This window comes from Arthrobacter sp. ZGTC212, from assembly GCF_002929255.1.
In the GTDB taxonomy this organism is placed as follows: Bacteria; Actinomycetota; Actinomycetes; order Actinomycetales; family Micrococcaceae; genus Arthrobacter_B; species Arthrobacter_B sunyaminii.
In genome coordinates, this window is the sequence record NZ_PJIJ01000003.1 from 673,619 (window position 1) to 696,847 (window position 23,229).

The following is a 23,229-nucleotide window of genomic DNA, read 5'->3' on the forward strand; positions in this document are numbered from 1 at the left end:
CCAGCAGGAGACCAGCGGGAAAACAAAACCGCGATGGACAACCCGTCGGCGGCGGAACATCAACAGAAGCGAGCGGCATGATACGCACGGCCTCGAAACTCTCCCTGTGGGCCGCCGCTGGGGGCATCGTGGCGGCGGGCCTTGGCGTGGTTGCCGGGGAGCTTTCGGCAGCGCTGATGAGCCCGTCGCTTTCGCCGGTGAGCGCGGTGGGTTCCGTGGTCATCGACGGGATGCCCGGACCGGTGAAGGACTGGGCCATCGGCCTGTTCGGAACGGCGGACAAGGCGGCGTTCCTGGTGGCCATGTCTGCGGTCATCGCGCTGTGCGGTGCGGCTGCCGGTGTCCTGCAGCTGCGCCGCCCGCCGGCGGGCGCCGTCGTGATCGGTCTTTTGGGTGCGGCCGGCCTGGCCGCCGTACTGACCAGGGCACAGATGAGCGTGCTGTCCCTGCTGCCCCCGCTCCTGGCCGCCGCGGTGGGAATCCTGGTGCTGCGGGCGCTGACCACCCGACTCGGGCGGTGGCGCGATTCGCTCCCCGAAGAAGCCGGTGCCAGGCGGCGCGATGTTCTAATGACCATCGGCGGAGGGGCAGCGGTGGGCGTGGTGGCGGGCGCACTGGCCGGCGGTTCACGCGCGGGACAGGTGAACGCGGTGGCTCTGCGCGACGGTGTGGTCCTGCCCGCTGCGGTGACCCCGGCAGCGCCGGTCCCCGCCGGAGCGGATCTCGGGATCACCGGGCTGGACCCCGTGATTACACCGGCCGCAGATTTTTACCGCATCGACACCGCGCTGAGCGTTCCGCTGGTCGATGCCGGCGAATGGACCCTCAAGGTCACGGGCCTGGTGGACCGGGAGGTGGAGATCAGCTTTGCCGAGTTGCTCGCCAAGCCGCTGCAGGAAAGCCATGTCACGCTCGCGTGCGTTTCCAACGAAGTGGGCGGCAGCCTGGTCGGCAACGCCAAATGGCTGGGCTGGCCGGTCCGGAACCTGCTTGCCGAAGCCGGTGTTCAGAACGGCGCCGACATGGTGCTGTCCACCAGCCGGGACGGGTGGACAGCTTCCACTCCGCTCGAAGCCCTGACGGACAACCGTGACGCTCTGTTGGCCGTCGGCATGAACGGTGAACCGCTGCCGCTGGAACACGGCTTTCCGGTGCGCCTGGTGGTGCCGGGCCTGTACGGGTACGTGTCGGCGACCAAGTGGGTCACGGAACTGAAGGTCACCCGGTTCAGCGACGAAGTGGCCTACTGGACCCAGCGCGGCTGGACCGAACGCGGGCCGGTCAAGCTGTCCTCCCGCATCGACACACCCTCCCGGGGTGCTTCGCCGGACGCCGGAAAAACCACCGTGGCCGGCATGGCCTGGGCTCAGCACACCGGCATCCGCGGGGTGCAGGTAAGGGTCGACGACGGCGGCTGGCAGGACGCTGACCTGGCTCCCGCGATCTCTGCCGACACCTGGGTGCAGTGGTCCGCCGGCGTTGATCTGAGCCCGGGCGAACACACAGTCACCGTCCGGGCCATCGACTCCAACGGCACCGAACAGGATGAAACACAGCGGCCGGTTGTACCCGACGGTGCCACCGGCCTGCATACAATTCGAGTGAATGCCAAGTAACACCCGCTGTCCCCGTCTCGCTAAATCCGCCCGCCCCTAGGAGTCCGGTGTCCACACCCACCACCACGCCAGCCGATGAGCCGGGGGCTCGTCCAGCCGGTCCGGGCGCGCCGCGCAGCGTGGCCGGGCACCAGGAGGCCGTGCTTGATCTGCTCGCGGCCGGATTCCGCGAGCGCCCGCCGGGTCAGGAAGACACTGACCTGATCAGCGCCCGGGGACGGATCCTGGCAGCTGACGTCGCTGCCCCCGGAAACCTGCCGCCCTTCGCGAACTCGCAGATGGACGGCTACGCCGTTTCCTCCGCGGATCTGGCCGGGCCGGGGAAGCGCGTTGAACTGGCGGTGGCGGCAGCCATTCCTGCCGGCTCCGAGCCGGCTGCCCTGGCACCGGGCACAGCCGCGCCCATCATGACCGGGGCCATGCTCCCGTCCGGAGCGGACGCCGTCGTGCCCATTGAGCAGGCGGTACCGGACTCGTTTCCGCCCGCAGCATCGAGCCCTGCGGTCGAGACCACGGCCGGAGCGGCGGCCCGGCCCACCGTTGCGCTCCCGGCCGAAGTTCCCGCCGGACAGTATGTGCGCGGCGCCGGCAGCGACATCCGCGCCGGAGCTGAGGCCCTGCCGGCCGGAACAGTCCTGGGTCCCGGGCAGCTGGGCCTGCTGGCAGCGCTGGGGCTGGCGCGGGTGGCGGTGAGGACCCGGCCCCGGATCCTGCTGCTGACCACAGGCGACGAGGTGGTGGAACCGGGCCGGCCGCTGCAGCCTGGACAGATCCACGATGCCAACACCACCCTGCTGCGGGCCCTGCTGGAGGAAGCCGGAACCACAGTGCTGCTCACCCGGGTACTGGCCGACTCGCCGGAGGAGTTCCGGACCCGGCTCCAGACGGACCTCACCTCCCTGCAGCCTGATCTCGTCATCACCTCCGGCGGCATCAGCAAGGGTGCCTACGAAGTGGTCAAGCAGGGGCTGGCCGATCAGGATGTGCGGTTCCTGTCGGTGGCGATGCAGCCCGGCGGCCCGCAGGGGATCGGCCGGGTTGCCGGCATTCCGTTTCTGGCGTTTCCCGGCAACCCGGTCAGCTGTGTGGTGTCCTTTGAAATGTTCCTGCGCCCGGCGCTGGGCTCGGTGACCGGGCTGCCCCGTCCGCGCCCGGAACTGCCCGCGCTGCTGACCGGCGACGTTCACAGCCCCGCAGGCAAGCACCAGGTCCGGCGCGGCCGGTACCGGCCCCCCGCCGAACCCGGCGGCACCGGGCAGGTGGAACTGCTGGGCGGAACCAGCTCCCATCTCGTCCACGCCCTGGCCTCATCCAATGCCCTCGTCCATCTGCCCGCGGGGCGGGATTCCTTCCCCGCCGGCACCGAAGTGACAGTATGGCTGTTGGACCGCTAGCCCAAACCCGGATTCCGACCCGGCACCAAGACCAACCAAGACTGTATAAACCAGCACCAAAACCAGGCGTGGAGCCCAGCTTCACACACGAAGGGAAATACTCATGGCCGGCAGCGACGAGCAGCAGCTCGGGCTCACCCATGTCCGCGAAGACGGCTCCGCCCACATGGTGGATGTCTCCGCCAAGTCCGAAACCACGCGCGAGGCCACGGCGCAGGCCCGGCTGCGCACCACCGCCGAGGTGGTGCAGCTGGTGTCCGAGGGCGGACTGCCCAAGGGGGACGCCCTGGCCGTGTCCCGCATCGCCGGAATCATGGGCGCCAAACAGACCTCCACCCTGATCCCGCTGTGCCATCCGCTGCCCCTGACCAAGGTGACGGTGGACTTCGAAGCCGGGGAAGCCGACGTCGTCATCCGTGCCACAGCGAAGACCAAGGCCCTCACCGGCGTGGAAATGGAAGCGCTGACCGCCGCGACGGTGGCGGCCCTGACCCTCTACGACATGATCAAAGCGGTGGACAAGCACGCCTCCATCAGCGACATCCGGGTGCTCGCCAAATCCGGCGGCAAGAGCGGAGACTGGAGCCTGTGAGCACCCTGCCCAACGTCCCGCAGCACCCGCATCAGCAGCCGCGCCGCACCGCGGCCGTTCTCATTGCTTCCACCCGCGCCGCCCGCGGCATCTATGAGGATGAATGCGGTCCCCTGGCCGCGGACTGGCTCTATGCCCTCGGGTTCGATGTTGTGCTCGCCGAGGTGGTGCCCGACGGCGACGCGGTGGGGGAGGCGCTGCAGCGGATGCTCGCACTGGAGCCGGCAGTGATCCTTACCAGCGGCGGGACCGGGCTCAGCCCCGACGACCGCACCCCTGAACAGACGCTCCCGCTGCTGGACCGGGAAGTACCCGGGATCATGGAAGCGCTGCGTGCGGACGGCCGCACCAAAACCCCCATGGCCGCCATCAGCCGCGGCCACGCCGGAACCGCCGGACGGACGCTCATCGTGAACCTGCCCGGCTCGCCCGGGGCCGTGGCGGACGGCCTGGCCGTGCTGGAACCGGTCATCGGACATATCTGCGGACAGTTGGAAGGACACAATGAGCACTGACAGCACAGGCGGCAACGGGACGGAAAGCGCCTCCGAGGTCGTCAACGCCACGGTCTCGGACCTGCCCCTGAACGCCGAGCATGCAAACGGCGCAGCCTGGTCGCCGGCCTGTGGCGCCGTGGTGGGGTTCAGCGGAATTGTCCGCAACCACGACGGCGGCCGAGGCGTCGCCAGCCTGTCCTACAGCGCGCATCCCAGCGCCGAAGAGGTCATTGCCGCGGTGGCAGCCGACATTGCGGCGAAATATGACGGCGTCCGGATTTGGGTGGGGCACCGGACCGGTCCGCTGCAGATCGGCGACGCCGCCCTGGTGGCCGCCGTCGCCTCCGCGCACCGGGGCGTGGCGTTCGCCGCCTGCTCCGAACTGGTGGACACCGTGAAGGAACGGGTGCCTATCTGGAAGGAGCAGGGATTCCAGGACGGAACAACCGAGTGGGTGGGCGTCAGCGGCTGACCCGGCCGGTGTCACGGGGCTTCGCTGTGACCGGTAATCTGGAGGCATGACTGAGCAACTAGCCGTAGCCGTCCTCGGGGCCGCCGGCCGCATGGGATCCGAAGCCGTGAAAGCCGTTGAAGCTGCGCCGGACCTCAAGCTGGTGGCGGCACTGGGCCGCGGGGATTCGCTGGACACCCTCGTCTCTTCCGGTGCGCAGTACGTCATTGACCTCACTGTTCCGGACAGCACCGAAGCCAACGTCCGCTTCGCCGTCGAGCACGGCATGCATGCCGTGGTCGGCACCACCGGCTGGGACGCGGACCGGCTGGAACGCCTCTCCGCTCTCCTGGAGGAGCATCCCGGCACTGCCGTCCTGATTGCTCCGAACTTTGCCCTTGGCTCAGTCCTGGCCACGGCGTTTGCAGCCCAGGCTGCCCGGTACTTCGAGTCGGTGGAAGTCATTGAGCTGCATCACCCGGACAAGATCGACGCGCCGTCCGGAACAGCGGTGCGCACCGCAGCACTGATTGCGCAGGCCCGTGCCGAAGCCGGAGTGGAACCGTCACCGGATGCCACCACCAAGGAGGTTCCCGGCGCGCGCGGCGCGGACATTGACGGCGTCCGTGTGCACTCCGTCCGGCTGCGCGGACTGGTGGCACACCAGGAAGTGCTCTTTGGAGGCGCAGGGGAGCAGCTCACCATCCGCCACGATTCCTTCGACCGGGCATCCTTCATGCCCGGAGTCCTGCTGGGGGTTCGCGAAGCCGCAGCCCACCCGGGACTGACCGTCGGCCTTGACGGTTATCTCAATCTCAGCGCGTCCAACTCCTGAACGCCGCACCCCTGATCGCTTAAGGAACACGTTGTCTTTCTTCTCCGGGCTTTTCACGAACAAAGCCAAGATCGGCGTTTTGCTGGTCACCCTCCTGCTGGTGTTTTACATGGTGGTCGCGTTCCAGCGCGGCTGGACGCTGCTGACCGCTGACGAACTCAGTGCCAAGGCACTCGGTGCAGCCTATTTGGTGCTCCCCATCGTGGGAGCCTGGGCACTGATCCGCGAACTCCAGTTCGGTGCCAAGACCGAAAAAATGGCGCACATTCTCGCTGACGAGGGCGGGTTGCCGGTGGACAATCTTCCGCGCACGCCCGGCGGCCGGATCATCCGGGAGGCTGCCGACGCCGAATTCCCGAAGTACCAGGCCGAGGTTGAGGCTCAGCCCGCCTCCTGGCGCGCGTGGTTCCGGCTGTCCTGCGCGTACGACGCCGCCGGGGACCGCAAACGCGCCCGCAGCGCCATGCGCCGCGCCGGAAGCCTGTATAAATAGCGGTTCCGGAACGCTTCCTCCGGCACGGGGATAGAGCTACGTGCCGGTCCGGGAGCCCTGCCGGACCAGCTGTGAGGCACCGTGGGTCACCAGTTCCAGGGGTCCGCGGGAACCGAGTTTGAGAAAACCGATACCGATGCCGGCAGCCGCGACGGCTGAAAGCCAGAACAGCAGCACCGGATCCGGCGGCGTTGGGGAGGCGTCGGTGACGGACATGACCCACACATGCAGGCTGTACAGGGTCAGCGTCATGGCCCCGGCGGCGGACAGCGGCAGCAGCAGGTTGGGCCGGGCCCGGGTCAGCAGCAGGCAGACGCCGACGACGGCGGCCGAGGTCCCGGCTGTGTGCAGCAGATCCAGCGGAGTTCCCGAGTGGGGGCCGCTGACCGCGAGCCACCACCAGGATCCGGTCTGTTCCACACCCGCCAGGTTGACTTCCATCATCCGCGCCAGGGGCCAGATGCGTCCGGAATTGGTGTCCAGGATGGCGTCCAGCCCGCCCTGCTCCAGCAGCAGGTAATAGCTGAGGAACTTCGCTCCGGCGGCGGCAACAATCCCGGCCGCAACCAGACCCGCCTGAACCGTCAGTTCCGCCAGCTTCAACCGGCCGATGAGCAGTCCGATCAACAGGTAGCTCAACCACTGGAACACCGGATAAAAACCGGTGAAGAAGACATCCGCGGCCAGCGTTCCCGGCTCCAGGAACGCCTCCCAGCCGATATTGCTGCCCAGCGTGGCGGGAGAAACATGGGTGTAGATCCAGGGCCGGGCCAGATAGGCGACGGCGGGGGAGAGCAGCAGCCAGCCGCCGGCCCACAGCGCCAGCTTTGGGGCGCGCATGCCTACAAAGGGCAGGGCCAGCAGGAACAGGACACCGTAATGGAACAGGATGACGGCGATGGAGGTGTCCAGCCCGCCGAGTGTCAATCCGACCAGGGCGATGATCAGGGCACGCATAGCGATGCCGCGGCGGTCCGCTGACAATGCCCGGCCGGAGCGCGGCTGGCTGCCCCCGGTGAGCAGCGCCAGGCCAATCCCGGCCACTACCGCAAACAGGGCCGAGGAACGGCCGGAAAACACCAGTCCCGTCCAGCTCGGCTCGCCGGTCTGCTCGTTGTACAGGGAAAAGATATGCGTCGCCATCATGCCCAGAAGCGCAACGCCCCGGGCCGCGTCGATACCCGTAAGGCGCCGTCCGATCATGATCCGATCGTCTCACAACGGCCCTCAACTTCCGCAGCGCCGCCGGGATGGCTTCACGGGCGCCGCGAACAGGGTGCGCATTGTCCCAAGGATGCGTGCACCGGGTAACGTTTTACCCATGGCTGACTCTGATATTCGTGCACTTCCGTTTGGAACCCTCGTCACCGCAATGGTGACACCGTTCACCGAGGACGGAGCCGTGGACTTCGACGCCACGGCCCAACTTGCCAACAAGCTGGTGGAAGACGGCTGTGACGGCCTGGTGGTTTCCGGAACCACGGGTGAAACCTCCACCCTGGAGGACAGCGAAAAGGAAGACCTGTTCCGGGTCGTCGCCGAAACCGTGGGCGGCCGCGCGAAGGTTATTGCCGGAACCGGAACCAACCACACGTCCCACTCCGTGGAAATGGCCCAGCGGGCGCTCCGGGCAGGGGCCGACGGCCAGCTTGTCGTGACGCCGTATTACAACAAGCCCACCCAGGCCGGTGTCGTCGCGCATTTTGAAGCGGTTGCCGCCGCCACCGACCTGCCGATCATGATCTACGACATTCCCGGCCGTGCCGGCATCGCGCTTTCCACGGATACCCTGGTCCGGCTCGCCAACATTCCCTCGGTCCTGGCACTGAAGGACGCAAAGGCGGACTTCGCCGCCGTCACCCGCGTCCTGGCCAACACCACCCTCGATGTCTACGCCGGCGACGACGGCCTGACCCTGCCGTGGATGGCCGCCGGCGCCGTGGGCGTGGTCAGCGTGAGCGCCCACGTGGCCACCGCCCAGTTCCGCGCACTCGTGGATGCCGCCGCCGCGGGGGATTTCGCCACCGCCCGGCGGATCCATTTCGAACTGGATCCCGTGATCCGCGCTGTCATGACCCACATTCCCGGCGCCGTGTCCGCCAAGCAGATCCTGAAAATGCAGGGAGTCATTCCCAATGCAACCGTCCGGCTGCCGCTCGTGGGCCCGGACGCCGTCGAAATGGAGACGATCCTGACAGACCTGGCCGAAGCCGGCTGGGACTTCTCCCGTGCCCGCTCCGAGAGCAAGGCGTAGGGCACCATGATCGAAACAGCGGATTCCGTCCTGAGAACCCCGCCGGCCCTGGCAGAGGACACACTGCGGATCGTTCCGCTGGGCGGCCTTGGCGAGATCGGCCGCAACATGGCCGTCTTTGAGATCAACGGCAAGCTGCTGATCGTGGACTGCGGCGTCCTCTTTCCGGAAGAGAACCAGCCGGGCGTGGACCTGATCCTGCCGGACTTCTCCTACATAGAAGACCGGCTGGACGACGTCGTGGGCGTGGTTCTTACCCACGGCCACGAGGACCACATCGGAGCGGTTCCGTACCTGCTGCGGCTGAAGCAGGACATTCCGCTCATTGGTTCCCAGCTGACCCTGGCCCTGGTGGAGGCAAAGCTGCAGGAACACCGCATCAAGCCGTTCAGCTTCACCGTTACCGAGGGGCAGGTGGAACAGTTCGGGCCGTTCGAGTGCGAATTCGTGGCCGTGAACCACTCCATTCCGGATGCCCTGGCCGTGTTCATCCGCACCGCCGGCGGAACGGTCCTGCACACCGGCGACTTCAAGATGGACCAGCTGCCGCTGGACGGCCGGATCACTGACCTGCGGGCCTTTGCCCGGCTGGGACAGGAGGGCGTGGACCTTTACATGGCGGACTCCACCAACGCCGATGTTCCGGGGTTCACCACGGCTGAGCGGGAAATCGGCCCGGTGCTCGAGGCCCTGTTCGGCAAGGTGAAGAAACGCATCATTGTTGCGTCCTTCTCTTCGCATATCCACCGGGTCCAGCAGGTCCTGGACGCGGCAGCCGTGCATAACCGCAAAGTCTGCTTCGTGGGCCGGTCCATGGTGCGCAACATGGCCATCGCCGAGAAACTCGGGTACCTCAACGTCCCGGACGGCATCCTGGTGGATCTTAAGAATGTTGATGACTTGCCCGATGACCGGCTCGTGCTGATGTCCACCGGATCCCAGGGGGAGCCCATGGCGGCCCTGTCCCGCATGGCCAACGGCGATCACCGGATCCGGGTGGGAAGGGGAGACACCGTCATCCTGGCCTCGTCCCTGATACCCGGCAATGAGAATGCCGTCTTCCGGGTCATCAACGGCCTGATGAAGCTCGGCGCCGACGTGGTGCACAAGGGCAACGCCAAGATCCACGTTTCAGGACACGCCTCGGCCGGCGAACTGCTGTACACCTACAACATTCTCAAGCCGAAAAACGCCATGCCCGTCCACGGGGAGACCCGGCACCTGATCGCCAACGGCAAGCTCGCCGAAGCAACGGGCGTGCCGGCGGAGAACGTAATCCTGGCCGATGACGGAACAGTGGTGGACCTGCGCGACGGGAAAGCCAGCGTGGTGGGCGCCGTGGAGTGCGGCTTCGTCTATGTGGACGGCTCCAGCGTCGGCGAGATCACCGACACCGACATCAAGGACCGTGTCATCCTGGGCGAGGAAGGCTTCATCTCCGTTATCACCGTGGTCAACCGCAGCACCGGCACCATTGTCTCGGGTCCGGAGATCCACGCCCGGGGCTTCGCGGAAGGCGACGCGGTGTTCGACGAAATCAAGCCCAAGATCAGCCAGGCGCTGGAAGAAGCGGTGACCTCCAACAAGGACCACACCACGTACCAGCTGCAGCAGGTGGTCCGCCGTGTGGTGGGCACCTGGGTCAACCGGCGCCTGCGCCGGCGCCCGATGATCGTTCCGGTGGTCCTGGAAGCCTAGCTCCGAATCGTCCCGGAATGCAGCCGGGATCAACTTCGACGGGGTCGGGCAGACGCGCAAATCCGCGGATTGCCCGGCCCCATCGGGTACGGTGGAGCGTATGGCCACTCGTACTTCCCCTGCCGCGCGCGGCGGTGCTTCCGGCCGGACCACCAGCCGGAACGCCGGGGGCACCTCAGGAAAAAGCTCCGGCAAAACCCAGCCCCGGGGCAAGGCGACCGGCCGCTCCGGTACCGCCGGCAAAGCGCAGGCCGACGCCGAACAGGTGCCGCTTCCGCTGCGCGCCGTTCAGGGCGCCTGGATGGCAGTGGCCAGGCTCGCCGGTGCGGGCATCCGCAAACTCGGTGCCGACGTCAGTCCTGACCGCGACATCCGCCGCGACGGCACCGGATTCTTCCTGATCCTCACGGCGCTGGCCGTTGCCACGGTTGAGTGGTGGGCCCTGCGCGGTCCGGTGGCCGACATCATCCATGCCGGCGCGGCCGGCACCTTCGGCTGGATGGCCGTCGTCGTGCCCTTTCTGCTCCTTACCGGTGCCGTCAGGCTCTTCCGCTACCCGGAACGCCACCGCGCCAACAGCCGGATCAGCATCGGTTTGACCCTTATTCTTTTCGCCGGCTCCGGCATCACTCACATTGTGGGCGGTTCTCCCGCGCTTTCGGACGGATTTGACCGGCTGTGGGCTTCGGGCGGCATTGTCGGCTTCCTGGTGGCCGGACCGCTCTCTGCCGCGCTGACTGCCTGGCCGGTGGCGATCCTGCTCGGCTTCCTGGTGTTCGTGGGCCTGCTCATCATCACCGCCACGCCCTTCCGGCATATTCCGCTGCGCCTGCGGGGCCTGTATGAGCACCTCATGGGTCAGGACCTCGCCCCGGATGATCCCGAGGCGCACGACCAGAGCTACCTCTACGAACGGGACCGCCGCCCGGCGAAGGCACCGAAAAAGAAGTCACGGATGTTCGGCCGCAATGCCGAAGCCGGTGAAGAGATCCCCGTGGAAGGCTTCGCCGGGGACGAGGCATTCGAACGTGCCGTCCTGGCCGACGAAGACGAGGAAGCGGCAGCAGCGGCCAAAGCCGAGCCTGCCGTCCCGCCGGGAGTCCGCCGCCCCACCCGGTCCGAACTGGCCACGCAGAAGATCCGCCGCGAGCAGGGACTCCCCGTGGACAACGTGTTCGACGGCGCCGAGCCGCCCACCGAAGCCATTGCCATGGTCCCCGAAGCTGCCGAGACCCTTGCCGCCCCCGTACTGCCCGCGGTGCCGCCGGTTCCGGCACGCACGGTCCGGAACCTTACCCCGGCCACGCCCATCCCGCAGCGCACTGAGCAGCTGCAGCTCTCGGGTGACGTGACCTACACGCTTCCGCCGTCCGAGTTCCTGCCGGCCGGTCCGCCGGCGAAGGAGCGCTCCGAAGCCAATGACGCCGTCGTCGACGCCCTGACCAACACGCTGGACCAGTTCAAGGTCGAAGCGCACGTTACCGGTTTCAGCCGCGGACCCACGGTCACCCGCTACGAAATCGAGCTGTCCCCGGGCACCAAGGTGGAGCGGGTCACCGCCCTGTCCAAGAATATTTCCTACGCCGTCGCCTCTTCGGACGTGCGCATCCTGTCTCCGATTCCCGGCAAGTCCGCCATCGGCATCGAAATTCCGAACGCGGACAAGGAAGTGGTGGCCCTGGGCGACGTGCTGCGCTCCAATGCCGCCCGCAAGACCGAACACCCGATGGTCATGGGTGTGGGCAAGGACGTGGAGGGCGGCTTCGTGGTTGCCAACCTCGCGAAGATGCCGCACCTGCTGGTGGCCGGTGCCACCGGTGCCGGCAAGTCCTCCTTCGTGAACTCCATGATCACCTCCATTCTCATGCGCTCCACCCCGGACGAAGTGCGCATGGTGATGGTGGACCCCAAGCGCGTGGAACTGACCGCCTACGAGGGCGTGCCGCACCTGATCACTCCGATCATCACCAATCCCAAGAAGGCCGCCGAGGCACTGCAATGGGTGGTCCGGGAAATGGACACCCGTTATGACGACCTTGCCAACTTCGGCTTCAAGCACATTGATGACTTCAACAAGGCCGTCAAGCTCGGGAAGGTCATTCCGCCGGCCGGGTCCAAGCGTGTGGTCAAGGCTTACCCGTACCTGCTGGTGATCGTGGACGAGCTCGCTGACCTGATGATGGTTGCCCCGCGCGACGTTGAAGATTCCATCGTGCGCATCACCCAGCTTGCCCGTGCAGCCGGCATCCACCTGGTGCTCGCAACGCAGCGCCCGTCCGTGGACGTGGTCACCGGACTGATCAAGGCGAACGTACCTTCGCGCATGGCCTTTGCCACGTCGTCGGTCACCGACTCCCGCGTGGTCCTGGACCAGCCCGGTGCTGAAAAGCTGCTGGGCCAGGGTGACGCCCTGTTCCTGCCCATGGGCGCCAACAAGCCCATCCGCGTCCAGGGTGCCTGGGTCACCGAATCGGAAATCCACCGGGTGGTGGAGCATGTCAAGGGTCAGCTGGGCGCGGTCTACCGCGAAGACGTCACCGTCAGCGCGCCCAAAAAGCAGATCGAAGACGACATTGGCGACGACATGGATGTGCTGCTGCAGGCCACGGAACTGGTGGTCACCACGCAGTTCGGTTCAACCTCCATGCTTCAGCGCAAGCTGCGTGTCGGTTTCGCCAAGGCCGGGCGCCTGATGGACCTGCTGGAGTCGCGCGGCGTCGTCGGGCCCTCCGAGGGCTCCAAGGCCCGCGACGTGCTGGTCAAGCCCGATGATCTGGCCGCCACGCTGGCAGCCATCAGCGGGGGAGAGGCCGCCGGCGGCCCCGGGGCCGCTGAAACCGCAGCGCTGGCGGAAAACGCCAACGTCAACCACGGCTTCGAACCCGGCTCTCCGGACGGCCCGGTTGACCTGGTGGCCCAGGATCTGGAGGGCCGGCAGCAGGCCACCGAGTATTACGACGGCGAAGGCGGCGACGAAGACGGCGGATCCGAGGACGCGTGGAGTCTGACCGGGCGCTGAATCCCCGCTAGGCTGGAAGCGTGAGCAACTCTTCTACCGGGAACGCCCCCCTTCTGAACATCGCCAACGTACTGACGGTCGTGCGGATCCTGATGGTTCCGCTTTTCATCTGGCTGCTGCTGGCGGATGACGGCCGCCATGGTCTGTACCGCTGGCTGGCGGTGGCCACATTCGCCGTCGCCATCTACACCGACAAGCTGGACGGCGATCTCGCCCGCAGCCGGGGCCTGATCACCGACTTCGGCAAGATCGCAGACCCGATTGCGGACAAACTGCTGATCGGCTCGGCCCTGGTCATGCTGTCGGCGCTGGGTGAGCTCTGGTGGTGGGTCACCATTGTGATCCTGGTCCGCGAAATCGGCATCACGCTGATGCGGTTCGTGGTGATCCGTTACGGCGTCATGGCGGCGTCGCGCGGAGGCAAGCTGAAAACCGTGATCCAGACTCTCGCGATCTTCCTGTACCTGCTGCCGCTGACAACGTGGCTCGGCAGCTGGGCCTGGTGGATCAGCGCCGTCGTGATGGCCGCCGCTCTGGTGGTCACAGTGGTCACGGGCATCGATTACGTCATCAAGGCCATCCAGTTGCGCCGGAGCGCACTGCAGAACCCGGGCGGCCGGTGACGCTGCCCGCCGGCACGGCTGGAACCGCCGATGCTGCAGCGGTGGTGCGCGCCGCCTCGGCGGCAGGACTGACCCTGGCCACCGCCGAGTCACTGACTGCCGGCATGGTGGCCGCCGAACTCGGCACCGTCCCCGGGGTGTCCGCCGTTCTGGCCGGCGGAGTGGTGGCTTACTCGAACGCCGTGAAGCACAAGGCCCTGGGGGTCGACGCTGAGCTTTTGGCTGCCGCAGGTTCGGTCGACGCCGAGGTTGCCCGCCAAATGGCCGACGGCGTGCGCCGCGCCCTGGAGGCGGACGTGGCAGTGTCCACCACTGGAGTTGCGGGGCCCGAACCGCACGACGGGAAGCCTGTGGGCTGTGTGTTCATCGCCGTCGTATCCGCTGAACGGACCCTGGTCGAAGAATATTTGTTTTTAGGCGACAGAGCAGCCATCCGACGGCAAACACGTGACGAAGCACTGTTACTGCTTGCCCGGGTTCTGTCGGACCGGCCATGATGGGGATCTGACACAGGGCAATCGGTGCCGGGAACAAAACCCGGGGGAGCTGAGTTGTTAGTATCAGGAACCACCAAGGTTTCCCGATTACGATCTTTAGATATCTGCGGTACACCCGCAGTCGGACCACACATAGGGAGCAGGACGATACAGATGGTTAAGCAACCCGTATCCGTGAACGGCGTTATTCGCTGGCGGGATGTAGGGTTGGCGGAAGATGCACACCGGGAACCAAAGGAGCGCAAAATGGTTGTTCTTCGTCATGAAATTGGCGACGTACTGCGCGATGTCCGCCAGCGTCAGGGCCGTACCCTGCGCGAGGTGTCACACAGCGCACGCGTTTCACTTGGTTACCTCAGCGAGGTGGAGCGAGGCCAAAAGGAAGCATCATCAGAACTTCTGTCCTCTATTTGCACCGCGCTTGATGTGCCCTTGTCCCTGATGCTTCGTGAGGTCAGTGACCGGGTGGCGACTGCAGAAGGCGTCGCCATACCCGATACCGTGCCGTCGGAATTCTCGCGCGAGTTTGCCCGCGATTTCCCGGAGGACATGGCTCGGGACCTGGCCCGCACTCCGTAGACCTACATCCGCAGTGCTGCCGCTCCATCGGGCAGCCTGCCCGGTGCCAAGAAAAAGACCCCGCCGTTTCGGCGGGGTCTTTTTTGCCGTTTAGCCTGCACTGGCTCGGTTTCCGGGCAGCCATTACCGTTCGCGGGCGTAGGAGTGGTTGAGCTTGGTCAGCAGTGACCCCAGCTGCTCCAGCTCCTCATCATCCCAATCCTCCAGCAGTGTCCGGAACAACTCTTTGCGGGCCGCCTGCGTCTTGGCCAGCGCCTCTGAGCCTGCAGGCGTGAGGGAGATGGACTGGGCGCGGCCGTCCAGCGGGTCAGCGTGCTTCTGGACCAGGCCAAGCGATTCCAGCATGACAATCTGGCGGCTCACGGACGGCTTGCCGATGCCGATGCTGGCGGCAATGTCCGTTAGCCGCATGTCCTGCTGCTTCTGCAGCAGGACCAACAGCCCGTAGGCTGCCGGTTCCATATCCGGATGCACCTCGCGGGCCACCTTGTAGGAGTTGGACCGCGCCCGGCGCCACAACACCGAGAGGGCTTGCTCCAAGGTGTCGATGGCCGCTTCATGGTGCCGTGCTTCTGGGGAAGATTCCTGCTCGGTCATGGTCTCCATTCTAGAGGCGCATGGACGTGAGAAGATTAAGCGATGCGACTCAGTGATTTCTGGCGGCTCATGGATGATGAGTTTGGGCCGGCTTACTCCAGGGTGCTTGCCGCGGACCTCGTGCTCGGCTCCCTTGGCGGCAGGACGGCAACGGAAGCCCTCAGCGGGGGTATCGAACCGAAGGCCGTCTGGCTGGCGGTCTGTGATGTCCAGGATGTCCCGGCGGACCGACGCCTGGGGCGGGACATCCAGCCCAAGAAATGAGGCTGGCCGCGTTAAAGGCGGGACACGCCGAAGCGGATATTCGAATACCTGTTCGGATGAGGATAAGCTCCTACACAGGGGCGACACGACCGCAAAACCGCCCCTGATATCCCCACGGCAGTCCGCTCCGCTGTTTTGTCAGTGCCGCCGCTTATGGTCGTAGGTGAGCAGGACAACCGGCCTCCGGGCCACGTAAAACCACAACAACCGAGGTGAAGAATGGCAGCAGCAGTCGACCGCGCAAAGGCACTTGAAGCAGCGCTGGCCCAAATCGATAAGCAGTACGGCAAGGGCTCGATCATGCGGCTTGGAGACGAGGTCCGCGCTCCGGCAGAGACCATCTCCACCAGTTCGATCGCCTTGGACCTGGCACTTGGCATAGGCGGGCTTCCCCGCGGCCGCGTCGTGGAGATCTACGGCCCGGAATCCTCGGGTAAGACAACCCTGGCGCTGCACGTTGTTGCCAACGCACAGAAGAACGGCGGCATTGCCGCGTTCATCGATGCCGAGCATGCCCTGGATCCCATCTACGCTGCACGGCTCGGCGTGGATACGGACTCGCTGCTGGTGTCCCAGCCGGACACCGGTGAGCAGGCACTGGAAATCATGGACATGCTGATCGGTTCCGGTTCGGTTGACGTGGTGGTTATCGACTCCGTGGCCGCACTGGTTCCGCGTGCGGAAATTGAGGGCGACATGGGCGACAGCCATGTGGGCCTGCAGGCCCGGCTCATGAGCCAGGCACTGCGCAAGATCGCCGGACGGTTGAGCCACACCAACACCACGGCCATCTTCATCAACCAGCTCCGCGAAAAAATCGGTGTCATGTTCGGCAGCCCGGAAACCACCACGGGTGGTAAGGCGCTGAAGTTCTATGCCTCCGTGCGCATCGATGTCCGGCGCATCGAGACGCTCAAGGAAGGTACGGTTCCGGTGGGCAATCGAACCCGCGCCAAGATCGTCAAGAACAAAATGGCCCCGCCGTTCAAACAGGCTGAGTTCGACATCATCTACGGCACGGGAATCTCCCGTGAGGGTGGACTGATCGACATGGGCGTGGAGCACGGCTTCGTGAAGAAGTCCGGCGCCTGGTTCACGTACGACGGTGATCAGCTGGGCCAGGGCAAGGAAAATGCCCGCAAGTTCCTGCGCGACAACCCGGAACTGACCGATGAGCTGGAGCGCCGCCTGCGTGAAAAGCTGGGCATTGACGGACCGGCTACCGAGGAAGCTCCTGCAGCGGAAGCGAAGCTCAAGGCCGTTCCGAAGAACTCCTAGGCAGTCATGCAGCAGCAAACCAGTGGATTTCCCCCGGCAGGCGGTTCGCCGGGGGAGCCTGCCGCGGCGCCGCGGGAGCAAGCGCGTGACCCGTACGGTGCTGCGCGCACCATTGTCCTGCGGCAGCTGACCAGTGCCCCGAAGAGCCGGCACCAGCTGGCGGTGAAGCTGGCCGAAAAGGACATCCCCCAGGACGTTGCACAGGCGGTACTGGACCGTTTTGAGGAAGTTCGGCTCGTGGACGATGCTGAGTTTGCCCGCATGTGGGTGGACAGCCGGTCGCGTTCCAAGTCCCTCGCACGTGGTGCGCTGAAGCGTGAACTTGCCGAGAAGGGCATTTCGGGGGAGCTGGCAGCAGAAGCCCTGGAGCAGGTCAGCGATGAGGATGAGTTGGAAGCTGCCCGGACGCTGGCGCGCAGGAAGCTGCAGCCGTCAGTGGACCTGACGGATCGGGCAGCCCGGGACAAGCAGGCAAAGCGGCTGGTCTCCATGCTCGCCCGCAAGGGGTACTCGCCGTCGGTGGGGTACCGCGTGGTCAACGAGATCATCGGTGACGTCCTTGAAGAGCGCCCCGAGGACGAGTGGTAGGAAACCTGCGGGAATCCTGAGGCGGTGCCGTATGCTGGGCCACGATGTTGACTCTGTTGCTGCCGGGCAAGAAGTTCACTCGTCTTTCCCTGGGTTCCGCCGTGCTGGTCGGGGTGCTTGCCGCCTCGGCCTTCAGTGCTGTGCCTGCCTCCGGTACAGAGTTTCCCTCGTGGGAGCAGGTGGAGCAGGCCAAGCGCAGCGTTGAATCCAAAGCAGCGCAGGCCGCTGAAATTGAAGCTCTCCTGGGCAAACTGTCGGCCGAGGCGGGAAGCCTGGGAACCAAAGCCGTACAGGCCTCGGCAAATCATCAGCGTGCCGTGGACGAGGCAGAGATCAACAGCCGGGCCGTCGAAGTACTTTCTGCCCAGCGGCTGGAAGCGTCCCGGACTGCTTCGGAGCTGACCGGACAGATGGGCGCACTGGCGGCGCAGACGTACAAGACGGGCGGAATGGATTCCAGCCTGCTCTTGCTGCTGGATGCCGATGCCGCGGTGGGGGCCATGGACCGGCTCACCACGCTGCAGAGCATTTCCGGCCGCACTGACAGCCTCCAGCTGCAGGCCGCCTCGGCTGCGCAGGTGCTGGGCAGCCTTGAAGAGCGTGAAGCTGCCGCCCTGGACAGTCGGGAAGAATCAGTTGCCGCGTCCCTGCAGTTGGCTGCTGAGGCGCAAACAGCTGCGGCTGCAGCTGACAAAGCAGTACAAGATGCCCAGGAGCGCAGCACCGTGCTGCTCGAGCAGCTCGCCGAGCTGCGGGACAGCAGTGTGCAGGCCGAAGCGCAGCGGCTAAGGGGGCTTCAGGCCGAAGAGACCTATCGAGCGCAACAGGAAGCGCGGGCCGCCGAAGAAGCCGCCAGGGAGGCTGAAGAAAACGACGCCGGAGACAGCAGCGGCAGGAATCCGGCTCCGCCGCCCGGTAAAACTGAGCCCGATCCGGTGATTAATCCCACTCCGCTGCCCCAGGTCCCAGCACCCCAACCAGCACCGCTGCCACCTCCTGCACCATCTGCTCCTCCAGTCCCACAGCCTGCTCCCGCACCGGATCCGCTGCCCGTGCCCTCTCCCGGGCCGGTTGACGACCCGGCCGCCGCCCAGGCCTACGCCGCCGGACGGCTGCCTGGCTATGGCTGGGGACAGGATCAGTTTCGGTGTCTGGTGAACCTGTGGCAGCGGGAGTCCGGCTGGCGGACCAGCGCAAATAACCCCTACAGCGGGGCTTACGGGATTCCCCAGTCACTGCCCGGAGACAAGATGGCCAGCGTTGGTGCAGACTGGCGCACCAACTATCGGACCCAGATCGAGTGGGGTCTGGGGTACATCAGCTCCCGGTACGGCAGCCCCTGTGCCGCTTGGCAGCATTCCGAAGACAAAGGGTGGTATTGAACCCGTTAGCGACACGCATGTCAAGTGGATCGTTATGCAATTGAGATAGCTGCTCAGGGACGGTCGTTACCGTCTCGGTTCTATGACTTCCCTCCAAAAAGATGCCCTCGGCAACGAAGACACCCAGAGCGACAGCCACAAATCCAACGATGTTCCCGGCCGGCGCGGCCTTACCCAGGAACGCCGGCAGGCCAGTCGGACCCGCAAGCTCCGCATCGGGGCCGTGGCGGTTGCCGGCGGACTGGCCTTCTTCGGAATCGCCGGCGCCTCCGTACAAAATGACCAACTGCGGGCCAGCCTCGTCAGTCTGACTTCTCCCACCGCCGCCCCGGACACCGCTGAGAGCGGTCCGGCTGATGAGGCCGGCGCCGCGGGAGATACCGACGGCGACGAGCAGCAGAAGGCAGCTGACACCGCTGCCGCCGATGATGCCAAGAAGGCGGCCGACGCCAAAGCAGAGGAGGCCAGGGCTGCTGAACAAAAGGCTGCTGAACAAAAGGCTGCTGAAGAAAAGTCAGCGGAGGAAGCTAGAGCTGCCGAAGAGCTGAAAGCCGAAGAAGCAGCTCAGGCTGCCGCGGCCGAGCAGGCCAGGGTTGCAGCCGAGCAGGAAGCTGCAGCCAAGGCAGCAGCTGAAGCCCAGGCTGCCGCGGACCGCGCCGCGGAAGAGGCCGCCGCCGCAGCAGCGTCTGTTCCCATGGATGATCCCGCCGGGGCGAAAGCGTACGCCGCCTCTGCCCTGGCCGGCCATGGATGGGCAGCCTCGGAAATGACCTGCCTGAACACCCTGTGGGAAAAGGAATCCAACTGGATGACCAGCGCCACCAACGCCAGCAGCGGCGCCTACGGCATTGTCCAGTCACTGCCCGCCGAAAAAATGGCATCATCGGGAGCTGATTACCTCACCAATCCCAAGACCCAGATCAACTGGGGCCTGGGCTATATCGAATCCCGGTACGGCAGCCCCTGCTCGGCACTGAACTTCCACTACGCCAACAACTGGTACTAAACCCGGCTATCAGCCGGCGCCTCCTCCGGCGGTCCGCGGCAGGTACCCTAGGACTGTGAGTTTGACAGTATCTTCCCCGACATCTTCCCCGAGCCCGTCCGAGCAGCATCACCGCACCTATCAGGTGCGGACCTTCGGGTGCCAAATGAACGTCCACGATTCCGAGCGCATTTCCGGCCTGCTGGAGAATGCCGGTTATGTTCCCGCGGAAGGCGACGAGGCCGACGTCGTCGTCTTCAACACCTGCGCGGTGCGGGAGAACGCGGACAACAAGCTGTACGGGAACCTGGGCATGCTCGCCCACGTCAAGGAAACTCGTCCGGGCATGCAGATTGCCGTGGGCGGGTGCCTGGCGCAGAAGGACCGCGACACCATCCAGCGCAAGGCGCCGTGGGTGGATGCCGTGTTTGGCACGCACAACATCGGCTCATTGCCGGCCCTGCTGGACCGCGCCCGGCACAACGATGAAGCGCAGCTGGAAATCCTGGAATCCCTGGATGTTTTCCCCTCCACACTGCCCACCAAGCGCGACTCCGTCTACGCAGGCTGGGTCTCCATTTCCGTGGGCTGTAACAACACCTGCACGTTCTGCATTGTCCCTTCCCTGCGCGGCAAGGAACGGGACCGCCGCCCGGGCGAGATCCTCGCCGAAATCCAGGCGCTGGTGGACGACGGCGCGATTGAGGTTACGCTGCTGGGCCAGAACGTTAACTCGTACGGCGTGGAGTTTGGAGACCGGGGCGCGTTCGCCAAGCTGCTGCGGGCCTGTGGCACCATCGAAGGCCTGGAGCGGGTGCGCTTCACCAGCCCGCATCCGGCTGCGTTCACCCAGGACGTCATCGACGCCATGGCGGAAACCCCCAACGTGATGCCGCAGCTGCACATGCCGCTGCAGTCCGGTTCCGACAAGGTCCTCAAAGACATGCGCCGGTCCTACCGGTCCAAGAAGTTCCTCGGCATCCTGGACAGTGTCCGTGAGCGGATGCCGCACGCCGCCATCTCCACTGACATCATTGTGGGTTTCCCGGGCGAGACCGAAGAGGACTTCGCCGCCACGCTCGACGTCGTGGAGAAGTCCCGTTTCGCCACGGCCTTCACCTTCCAGTACTCCAAGCGCCCGGGCACCCCCGCCGCAGAGCTGCCGGACCAGCTGCCCAAGGCAGTGGTCCAGGAACGCTTTGAACGCCTCACCGCCCTGCAGGACCGCATCGCGGCCGAAGAGAATGCCAAACAGGTGGGCACCACAGTGGAAGTTCTGGTTACCGCCGGTTCCGGCCGCAAGTCCGAAGAAACAGGTCGCCTTTCCGGCCGTTCCCGTGATCAGCGCCTGGTGCACTTCTCGGTGCCCGAGGGCTGCGAGGTACCCCGGCCCGGAGACCTCGTCACCGTGCCCGTAACGTCCGCAGCTGCTTTCCACCTCGTCTCGGACCCCGCGAGCGCAGCGGATTACTCGCTGCGCCGTTCACGCGCCGGTGACGCCTGGGACCGGTCACAGGCGGAATCGTGCGGAGTCCCCGCTCCGGGTGCTTCCGGCGGCAAAGCCGGTGTCTCCCTGGGCATGCCGGCACTGCCCCCGCGCTCCTAGTGCTGTCCCCGTCTCCCGGGTGCGTCCGGTGACTGCCGCCGAGGCTGCGCGCGCCCGCCCGGTCATCGCCGTCGTCGGCCCCACCGGCTCCGGCAAATCGGATCTGGGCGTGTCACTGGCCCTGCAGCTGGGCGGGGAAGTCATCAATGCCGACGCTATGCAGTTCTACCGGGGCATGGACATCGGTACCGCGAAGATCAGCGTCGCGGAGCGGCGCGGCGTTCCACACCACCTGCTGGACATCATGGATGTCCGGGAGGAAGCCAGCGTTTCGGCGTTCCAGGCATCCGCCCGCAGTCTCATCACCGAGATCCAGGGACGGGGAAAGTATCCGATCCTCGTGGGCGGATCCGGGCTTTACGTCCGTGCGGCCCTTGATGTCCTGGACTTCCCGGGCACCGATCCGCAGGTGCGGGCGGGCTTGGAACGTGAGCTGGAGGAAACGGGTCTGGAAAAGATGCGTGAAAGGCTGCGTGCAGTGGACCCGGTGTCCGCGGACCGGCTTGGCGACGGCCGCCGGGTGGTGCGGGCCCTGGAAGTCCACCAGCTGACGGGCAGGCCGTTCAGTTCCTTCATGCCCGTCCGGGAGTACTTCCAGCCGGCAGTCCAGATCGGCCTGAGCATGGAGCGCAGCCTGCTGCATCAGCGGCTGGCAGCACGCGTGGACCGGATGGTGGACCGAGGCCTGCTCGCCGAAGTGGAAGACCTCGCCGGCCGCGGCCTGCGCGAGGGCCGGACTGCCGGCCGCGCCCTGGGGTATTCCCAGTTCCTGCGCGTGCTGGACGGCGAATCGTCAGTGGCCGAGGCAGTCGAACAGACAGTGGTGGCTACCCGGCAGTTCGCGCGCCGCCAGCTCACCTGGTTCCGCGCAGATCCGCGGATCACTTGGCTGGACTGGGACGACCCCGAACTGACCGGCAAGGCTGCCGCCGCTATCCTTGAACAGTGAACACAACTCTCTCCTCTGCTCTGTCCGCTTCCGGCTTACCCGCTTCTCTTGCCGGTTTGCCCTTCGCCAAAGGCCACGGCACCGGCAACGACTTTGTGCTGGTGGCCGACCCCGATGGGGGACGCGAAGTGACGCCTGCCGAAGTGGCGGCGGTATGCGACCGGCACCGCGGCATTGGCGCAGACGGATTCATCAGGGCCGTGCGTTCCGAGCACCTGCCTGAAGGCCAGGCCCTGCTGCAAAGTGATCCCGCTGCGGAGTGGTTCATGGACTACCGCAATGCGGACGGCAGCATCTCCGAGATGTGCGGCAACGGGGTGCGGGTCTTCGTGCACTTCCTGCTCGCCGAGGGGCTGGTGAACCTGGCCGAAGGGGAAACCCTGACCATCGGCACCCGCGCCGGCATCAAAACAATCACCCGGGTGGACAGCGGCTACGCCGTGGACATGGGTCCCTGGGAGTTCATCTACCCCGACCATGCCGCCGCGAAGGCCATGGACGCCGTCGTCAACGCCGAAGGCCTGGAAGTTCCGCGCCCCGGACTGTCCGTCAGCATGGGAAACCCGCACACCGTGGTGGCCCTGGCCGAGCTGTCCGAACTCGCAGCCACTCAACTGACGACTCCGCCCACCGTGCAGCCGGAGCCGGAGAACGGCACCAACGTGGAATTTGTGGTCCCCGCCGAGCCTCTGGTCGAAAACGGCGTGGGTCTGCTGACCATGCGCGTGCATGAGCGCGGTGTGGGGGAGACCCTTTCCTGCGGCACCGGCGCCTGCGCAGCAGCCGTTGCCATCCGTTTCTGGGCCGGCCGGGATGCCCCGAACGACTGGGCGGTCACGGTGCCCGGCGGCGTCGTCGGGGTCCGTTTCCTGACTGCTGAAGACGGCCGCGAGCACGTGGAACTCAGCGGCCCCGCCGTCATTGTGGCGCGCGGAACCCTACTCTAGGAACGGCCGGAATAAACCCCTGCGATGGGCGGTTGAAGCTGTCATGGAATTCAAGACCGGTGTAAGTGCGGCCCGCCGCTGAGCA

Annotated in this window: 23 protein-coding genes; 21 read left to right on the plus strand and 2 right to left on the minus strand. The window is 66.0% G+C overall.

From position 1 onward, the window contains the following. Window positions 1–77: 77 nt before the first annotated feature. From CXQ89_RS15250 to CXQ89_RS15280, 7 genes are all read left to right on the plus strand, one after another. Complete coding sequence (locus tag CXQ89_RS15250; RefSeq protein WP_104161840.1) at window positions 78–1,616, plus strand: molybdopterin-dependent oxidoreductase; 1,539 nt, start codon at window positions 78–80, stop codon at window positions 1,614–1,616. Between the two features lie 47 nt (window positions 1,617–1,663). Then, window positions 1,664–3,010: a gephyrin-like molybdotransferase Glp gene (gene glp, locus CXQ89_RS15255; protein WP_104161841.1), complete on the plus strand. Its 1,347-nt coding sequence runs from the start codon at window positions 1,664–1,666 to the stop codon at window positions 3,008–3,010. A gap of 103 nt (window positions 3,011–3,113) precedes the next feature. After that, the gene (gene moaC, locus CXQ89_RS15260) at window positions 3,114–3,602 is read left to right on the plus strand and encodes a cyclic pyranopterin monophosphate synthase MoaC (RefSeq protein WP_104055395.1); all 489 of its coding nucleotides are present in this window, start codon (window positions 3,114–3,116) and stop codon (window positions 3,600–3,602) included. Beyond that, entirely contained in the window at window positions 3,599–4,117 is a 519-nt protein-coding gene (locus CXQ89_RS15265) for a molybdenum cofactor biosynthesis protein B (RefSeq protein ID WP_104161842.1), read from the plus strand. The genes moaC and CXQ89_RS15265 overlap by 4 nt, the downstream gene beginning before the upstream one ends. Continuing rightward, on the plus strand, window positions 4,107–4,571 hold the full coding sequence (locus tag CXQ89_RS15270) for a molybdenum cofactor biosynthesis protein MoaE (RefSeq protein ID WP_104161843.1): 465 nt from the start codon (window positions 4,107–4,109) through the stop codon (window positions 4,569–4,571). The genes CXQ89_RS15265 and CXQ89_RS15270 overlap by 11 nt, the downstream gene beginning before the upstream one ends. A gap of 46 nt (window positions 4,572–4,617) precedes the next feature. Beyond that, on the plus strand, window positions 4,618–5,385 hold the full coding sequence (gene dapB, locus CXQ89_RS15275) for a 4-hydroxy-tetrahydrodipicolinate reductase (protein WP_104161844.1): 768 nt from the start codon (window positions 4,618–4,620) through the stop codon (window positions 5,383–5,385). Between the two features lie 31 nt (window positions 5,386–5,416). Next, on the plus strand, window positions 5,417–5,878 hold the full coding sequence (locus CXQ89_RS15280) for a hypothetical protein (protein ID WP_104161845.1): 462 nt from the start codon (window positions 5,417–5,419) through the stop codon (window positions 5,876–5,878). 36 nt (window positions 5,879–5,914) lie between these two features. Here the strand turns inward: CXQ89_RS15280 and CXQ89_RS15285 are convergent, their stop codons facing one another. Then, window positions 5,915–7,081 carry a heparan-alpha-glucosaminide N-acetyltransferase domain-containing protein gene (locus tag CXQ89_RS15285; protein WP_104161846.1) on the minus strand — a complete coding sequence of 389 codons (1,167 nt, stop codon included), beginning with the start codon at window positions 7,079–7,081 and terminating at the stop codon, window positions 5,915–5,917. A 118-nt stretch (window positions 7,082–7,199) separates the two neighbouring features. Here CXQ89_RS15285 and dapA point away from each other — a divergent pair, with 118 nt between their 5' ends. The 6 genes from dapA (at window position 7,200) to CXQ89_RS15315 (ending at window position 14,548) form a co-directional block, all read left to right on the plus strand. Then, window positions 7,200–8,132, plus strand: coding sequence for a 4-hydroxy-tetrahydrodipicolinate synthase (gene dapA / locus CXQ89_RS15290; RefSeq protein WP_104161847.1), 933 nt, complete (start codon window positions 7,200–7,202; stop codon window positions 8,130–8,132). A 6-nt stretch (window positions 8,133–8,138) separates the two neighbouring features. Beyond that, window positions 8,139–9,830: a ribonuclease J gene (locus tag CXQ89_RS15295; protein WP_104055402.1), complete on the plus strand. Its 1,692-nt coding sequence runs from the start codon at window positions 8,139–8,141 to the stop codon at window positions 9,828–9,830. 100 nt (window positions 9,831–9,930) lie between these two features. Beyond that, on the plus strand, window positions 9,931–12,849 hold the full coding sequence (locus CXQ89_RS15300; RefSeq protein ID WP_104161848.1) for a DNA translocase FtsK: 2,919 nt from the start codon (window positions 9,931–9,933) through the stop codon (window positions 12,847–12,849). A gap of 20 nt (window positions 12,850–12,869) precedes the next feature. Beyond that, a complete protein-coding gene (pgsA, locus tag CXQ89_RS15305) occupies window positions 12,870–13,472 on the plus strand; it encodes a CDP-diacylglycerol--glycerol-3-phosphate 3-phosphatidyltransferase (RefSeq protein ID WP_258060127.1) in 603 nt (200 codons plus the stop codon). Beyond that, window positions 13,469–13,969, plus strand: coding sequence for a CinA family protein (locus CXQ89_RS15310; protein ID WP_258060128.1), 501 nt, complete (start codon window positions 13,469–13,471; stop codon window positions 13,967–13,969). The genes pgsA and CXQ89_RS15310 overlap by 4 nt, the downstream gene beginning before the upstream one ends. Window positions 13,970–14,122: 153 nt before the next feature. Continuing rightward, window positions 14,123–14,548 carry a helix-turn-helix domain-containing protein gene (locus CXQ89_RS15315; RefSeq protein ID WP_104055404.1) on the plus strand — a complete coding sequence of 142 codons (426 nt, stop codon included), beginning with the start codon at window positions 14,123–14,125 and terminating at the stop codon, window positions 14,546–14,548. A gap of 123 nt (window positions 14,549–14,671) precedes the next feature. Here the strand turns inward: CXQ89_RS15315 and CXQ89_RS15320 are convergent, their stop codons facing one another. Next, window positions 14,672–15,145, minus strand: coding sequence for a MarR family winged helix-turn-helix transcriptional regulator (locus CXQ89_RS15320; RefSeq protein ID WP_104161849.1), 474 nt, complete (start codon window positions 15,143–15,145; stop codon window positions 14,672–14,674). A gap of 42 nt (window positions 15,146–15,187) precedes the next feature. On the opposite strand from CXQ89_RS15320, the gene CXQ89_RS15325 reads away from it, so the two are divergent. The 8 genes from CXQ89_RS15325 (at window position 15,188) to dapF (ending at window position 23,144) form a co-directional block, all read left to right on the plus strand. Continuing rightward, entirely contained in the window at window positions 15,188–15,409 is a 222-nt protein-coding gene (locus CXQ89_RS15325) for a DUF3046 domain-containing protein (RefSeq protein ID WP_104161850.1), read from the plus strand. Between the two features lie 219 nt (window positions 15,410–15,628). Next, on the plus strand, window positions 15,629–16,687 hold the full coding sequence (gene recA, locus CXQ89_RS15330) for a recombinase RecA (RefSeq protein ID WP_104055407.1): 1,059 nt from the start codon (window positions 15,629–15,631) through the stop codon (window positions 16,685–16,687). A 6-nt stretch (window positions 16,688–16,693) separates the two neighbouring features. Continuing rightward, a complete protein-coding gene (locus CXQ89_RS15335; RefSeq protein WP_104161851.1) occupies window positions 16,694–17,275 on the plus strand; it encodes a regulatory protein RecX in 582 nt (193 codons plus the stop codon). A 44-nt stretch (window positions 17,276–17,319) separates the two neighbouring features. Then, on the plus strand, window positions 17,320–18,657 hold the full coding sequence (locus CXQ89_RS18965; RefSeq protein WP_258060129.1) for a lytic transglycosylase domain-containing protein: 1,338 nt from the start codon (window positions 17,320–17,322) through the stop codon (window positions 18,655–18,657). 82 nt (window positions 18,658–18,739) lie between these two features. Next, window positions 18,740–19,663 (plus strand): hypothetical protein, encoded by a 924-nt coding sequence (locus CXQ89_RS18970; RefSeq protein ID WP_258060130.1) that lies wholly within the window; start codon window positions 18,740–18,742, stop codon window positions 19,661–19,663. Window positions 19,664–19,718: 55 nt separating this feature from the next. Continuing rightward, window positions 19,719–21,248 (plus strand): tRNA (N6-isopentenyl adenosine(37)-C2)-methylthiotransferase MiaB, encoded by a 1,530-nt coding sequence (miaB, locus tag CXQ89_RS15350; RefSeq protein ID WP_104161852.1) that lies wholly within the window; start codon window positions 19,719–19,721, stop codon window positions 21,246–21,248. Between the two features lie 28 nt (window positions 21,249–21,276). Next, entirely contained in the window at window positions 21,277–22,197 is a 921-nt protein-coding gene (gene miaA, locus CXQ89_RS15355; protein ID WP_104161853.1) for a tRNA (adenosine(37)-N6)-dimethylallyltransferase MiaA, read from the plus strand. Beyond that, complete coding sequence (dapF, locus tag CXQ89_RS15360; RefSeq protein WP_181032385.1) at window positions 22,194–23,144, plus strand: diaminopimelate epimerase; 951 nt, start codon at window positions 22,194–22,196, stop codon at window positions 23,142–23,144. Before miaA ends, dapF begins: the two co-directional genes overlap by 4 nt. The last annotated feature ends 85 nt before the right edge of the window (window positions 23,145–23,229 follow it).

What these genes read in the sequence shown, in the direction of transcription:
- CXQ89_RS15250 (WP_104161840.1), top strand. Translation starts at nt 78, where the DNA reads ATGATACGCACGGCCTCGAAACTCTCCCTGTGGGCCGCCGCTGGGGGC.
- moaC (WP_104055395.1), top strand. Translation starts at nt 3,114, where the DNA reads ATGGCCGGCAGCGACGAGCAGCAGCTCGGGCTCACCCATGTCCGCGAA.
- CXQ89_RS15270 (WP_104161843.1), top strand. Translation starts at nt 4,107, where the DNA reads ATGAGCACTGACAGCACAGGCGGCAACGGGACGGAAAGCGCCTCCGAG.
- dapB (WP_104161844.1), top strand. Translation starts at nt 4,618, where the DNA reads ATGACTGAGCAACTAGCCGTAGCCGTCCTCGGGGCCGCCGGCCGCATG.
- CXQ89_RS15285 (WP_104161846.1), bottom strand. Translation starts at nt 7,081, where the DNA reads ATGATCGGACGGCGCCTTACGGGTATCGACGCGGCCCGGGGCGTTGCG.
- dapA (WP_104161847.1), top strand. Translation starts at nt 7,200, where the DNA reads ATGGCTGACTCTGATATTCGTGCACTTCCGTTTGGAACCCTCGTCACC.
- CXQ89_RS15295 (WP_104055402.1), top strand. Translation starts at nt 8,139, where the DNA reads ATGATCGAAACAGCGGATTCCGTCCTGAGAACCCCGCCGGCCCTGGCA.
- CXQ89_RS15300 (WP_104161848.1), top strand. Translation starts at nt 9,931, where the DNA reads ATGGCCACTCGTACTTCCCCTGCCGCGCGCGGCGGTGCTTCCGGCCGG.
- CXQ89_RS15315 (WP_104055404.1), top strand. Translation starts at nt 14,123, where the DNA reads ATGGTTAAGCAACCCGTATCCGTGAACGGCGTTATTCGCTGGCGGGAT.
- CXQ89_RS15320 (WP_104161849.1), bottom strand. Translation starts at nt 15,145, where the DNA reads ATGACCGAGCAGGAATCTTCCCCAGAAGCACGGCACCATGAAGCGGCC.
- CXQ89_RS15325 (WP_104161850.1), top strand. Translation starts at nt 15,188, where the DNA reads ATGCGACTCAGTGATTTCTGGCGGCTCATGGATGATGAGTTTGGGCCG.
- recA (WP_104055407.1), top strand. Translation starts at nt 15,629, where the DNA reads ATGGCAGCAGCAGTCGACCGCGCAAAGGCACTTGAAGCAGCGCTGGCC.
- CXQ89_RS15335 (WP_104161851.1), top strand. Translation starts at nt 16,694, where the DNA reads ATGCAGCAGCAAACCAGTGGATTTCCCCCGGCAGGCGGTTCGCCGGGG.
- CXQ89_RS18965 (WP_258060129.1), top strand. Translation starts at nt 17,320, where the DNA reads ATGTTGACTCTGTTGCTGCCGGGCAAGAAGTTCACTCGTCTTTCCCTG.
- CXQ89_RS18970 (WP_258060130.1), top strand. Translation starts at nt 18,740, where the DNA reads ATGACTTCCCTCCAAAAAGATGCCCTCGGCAACGAAGACACCCAGAGC.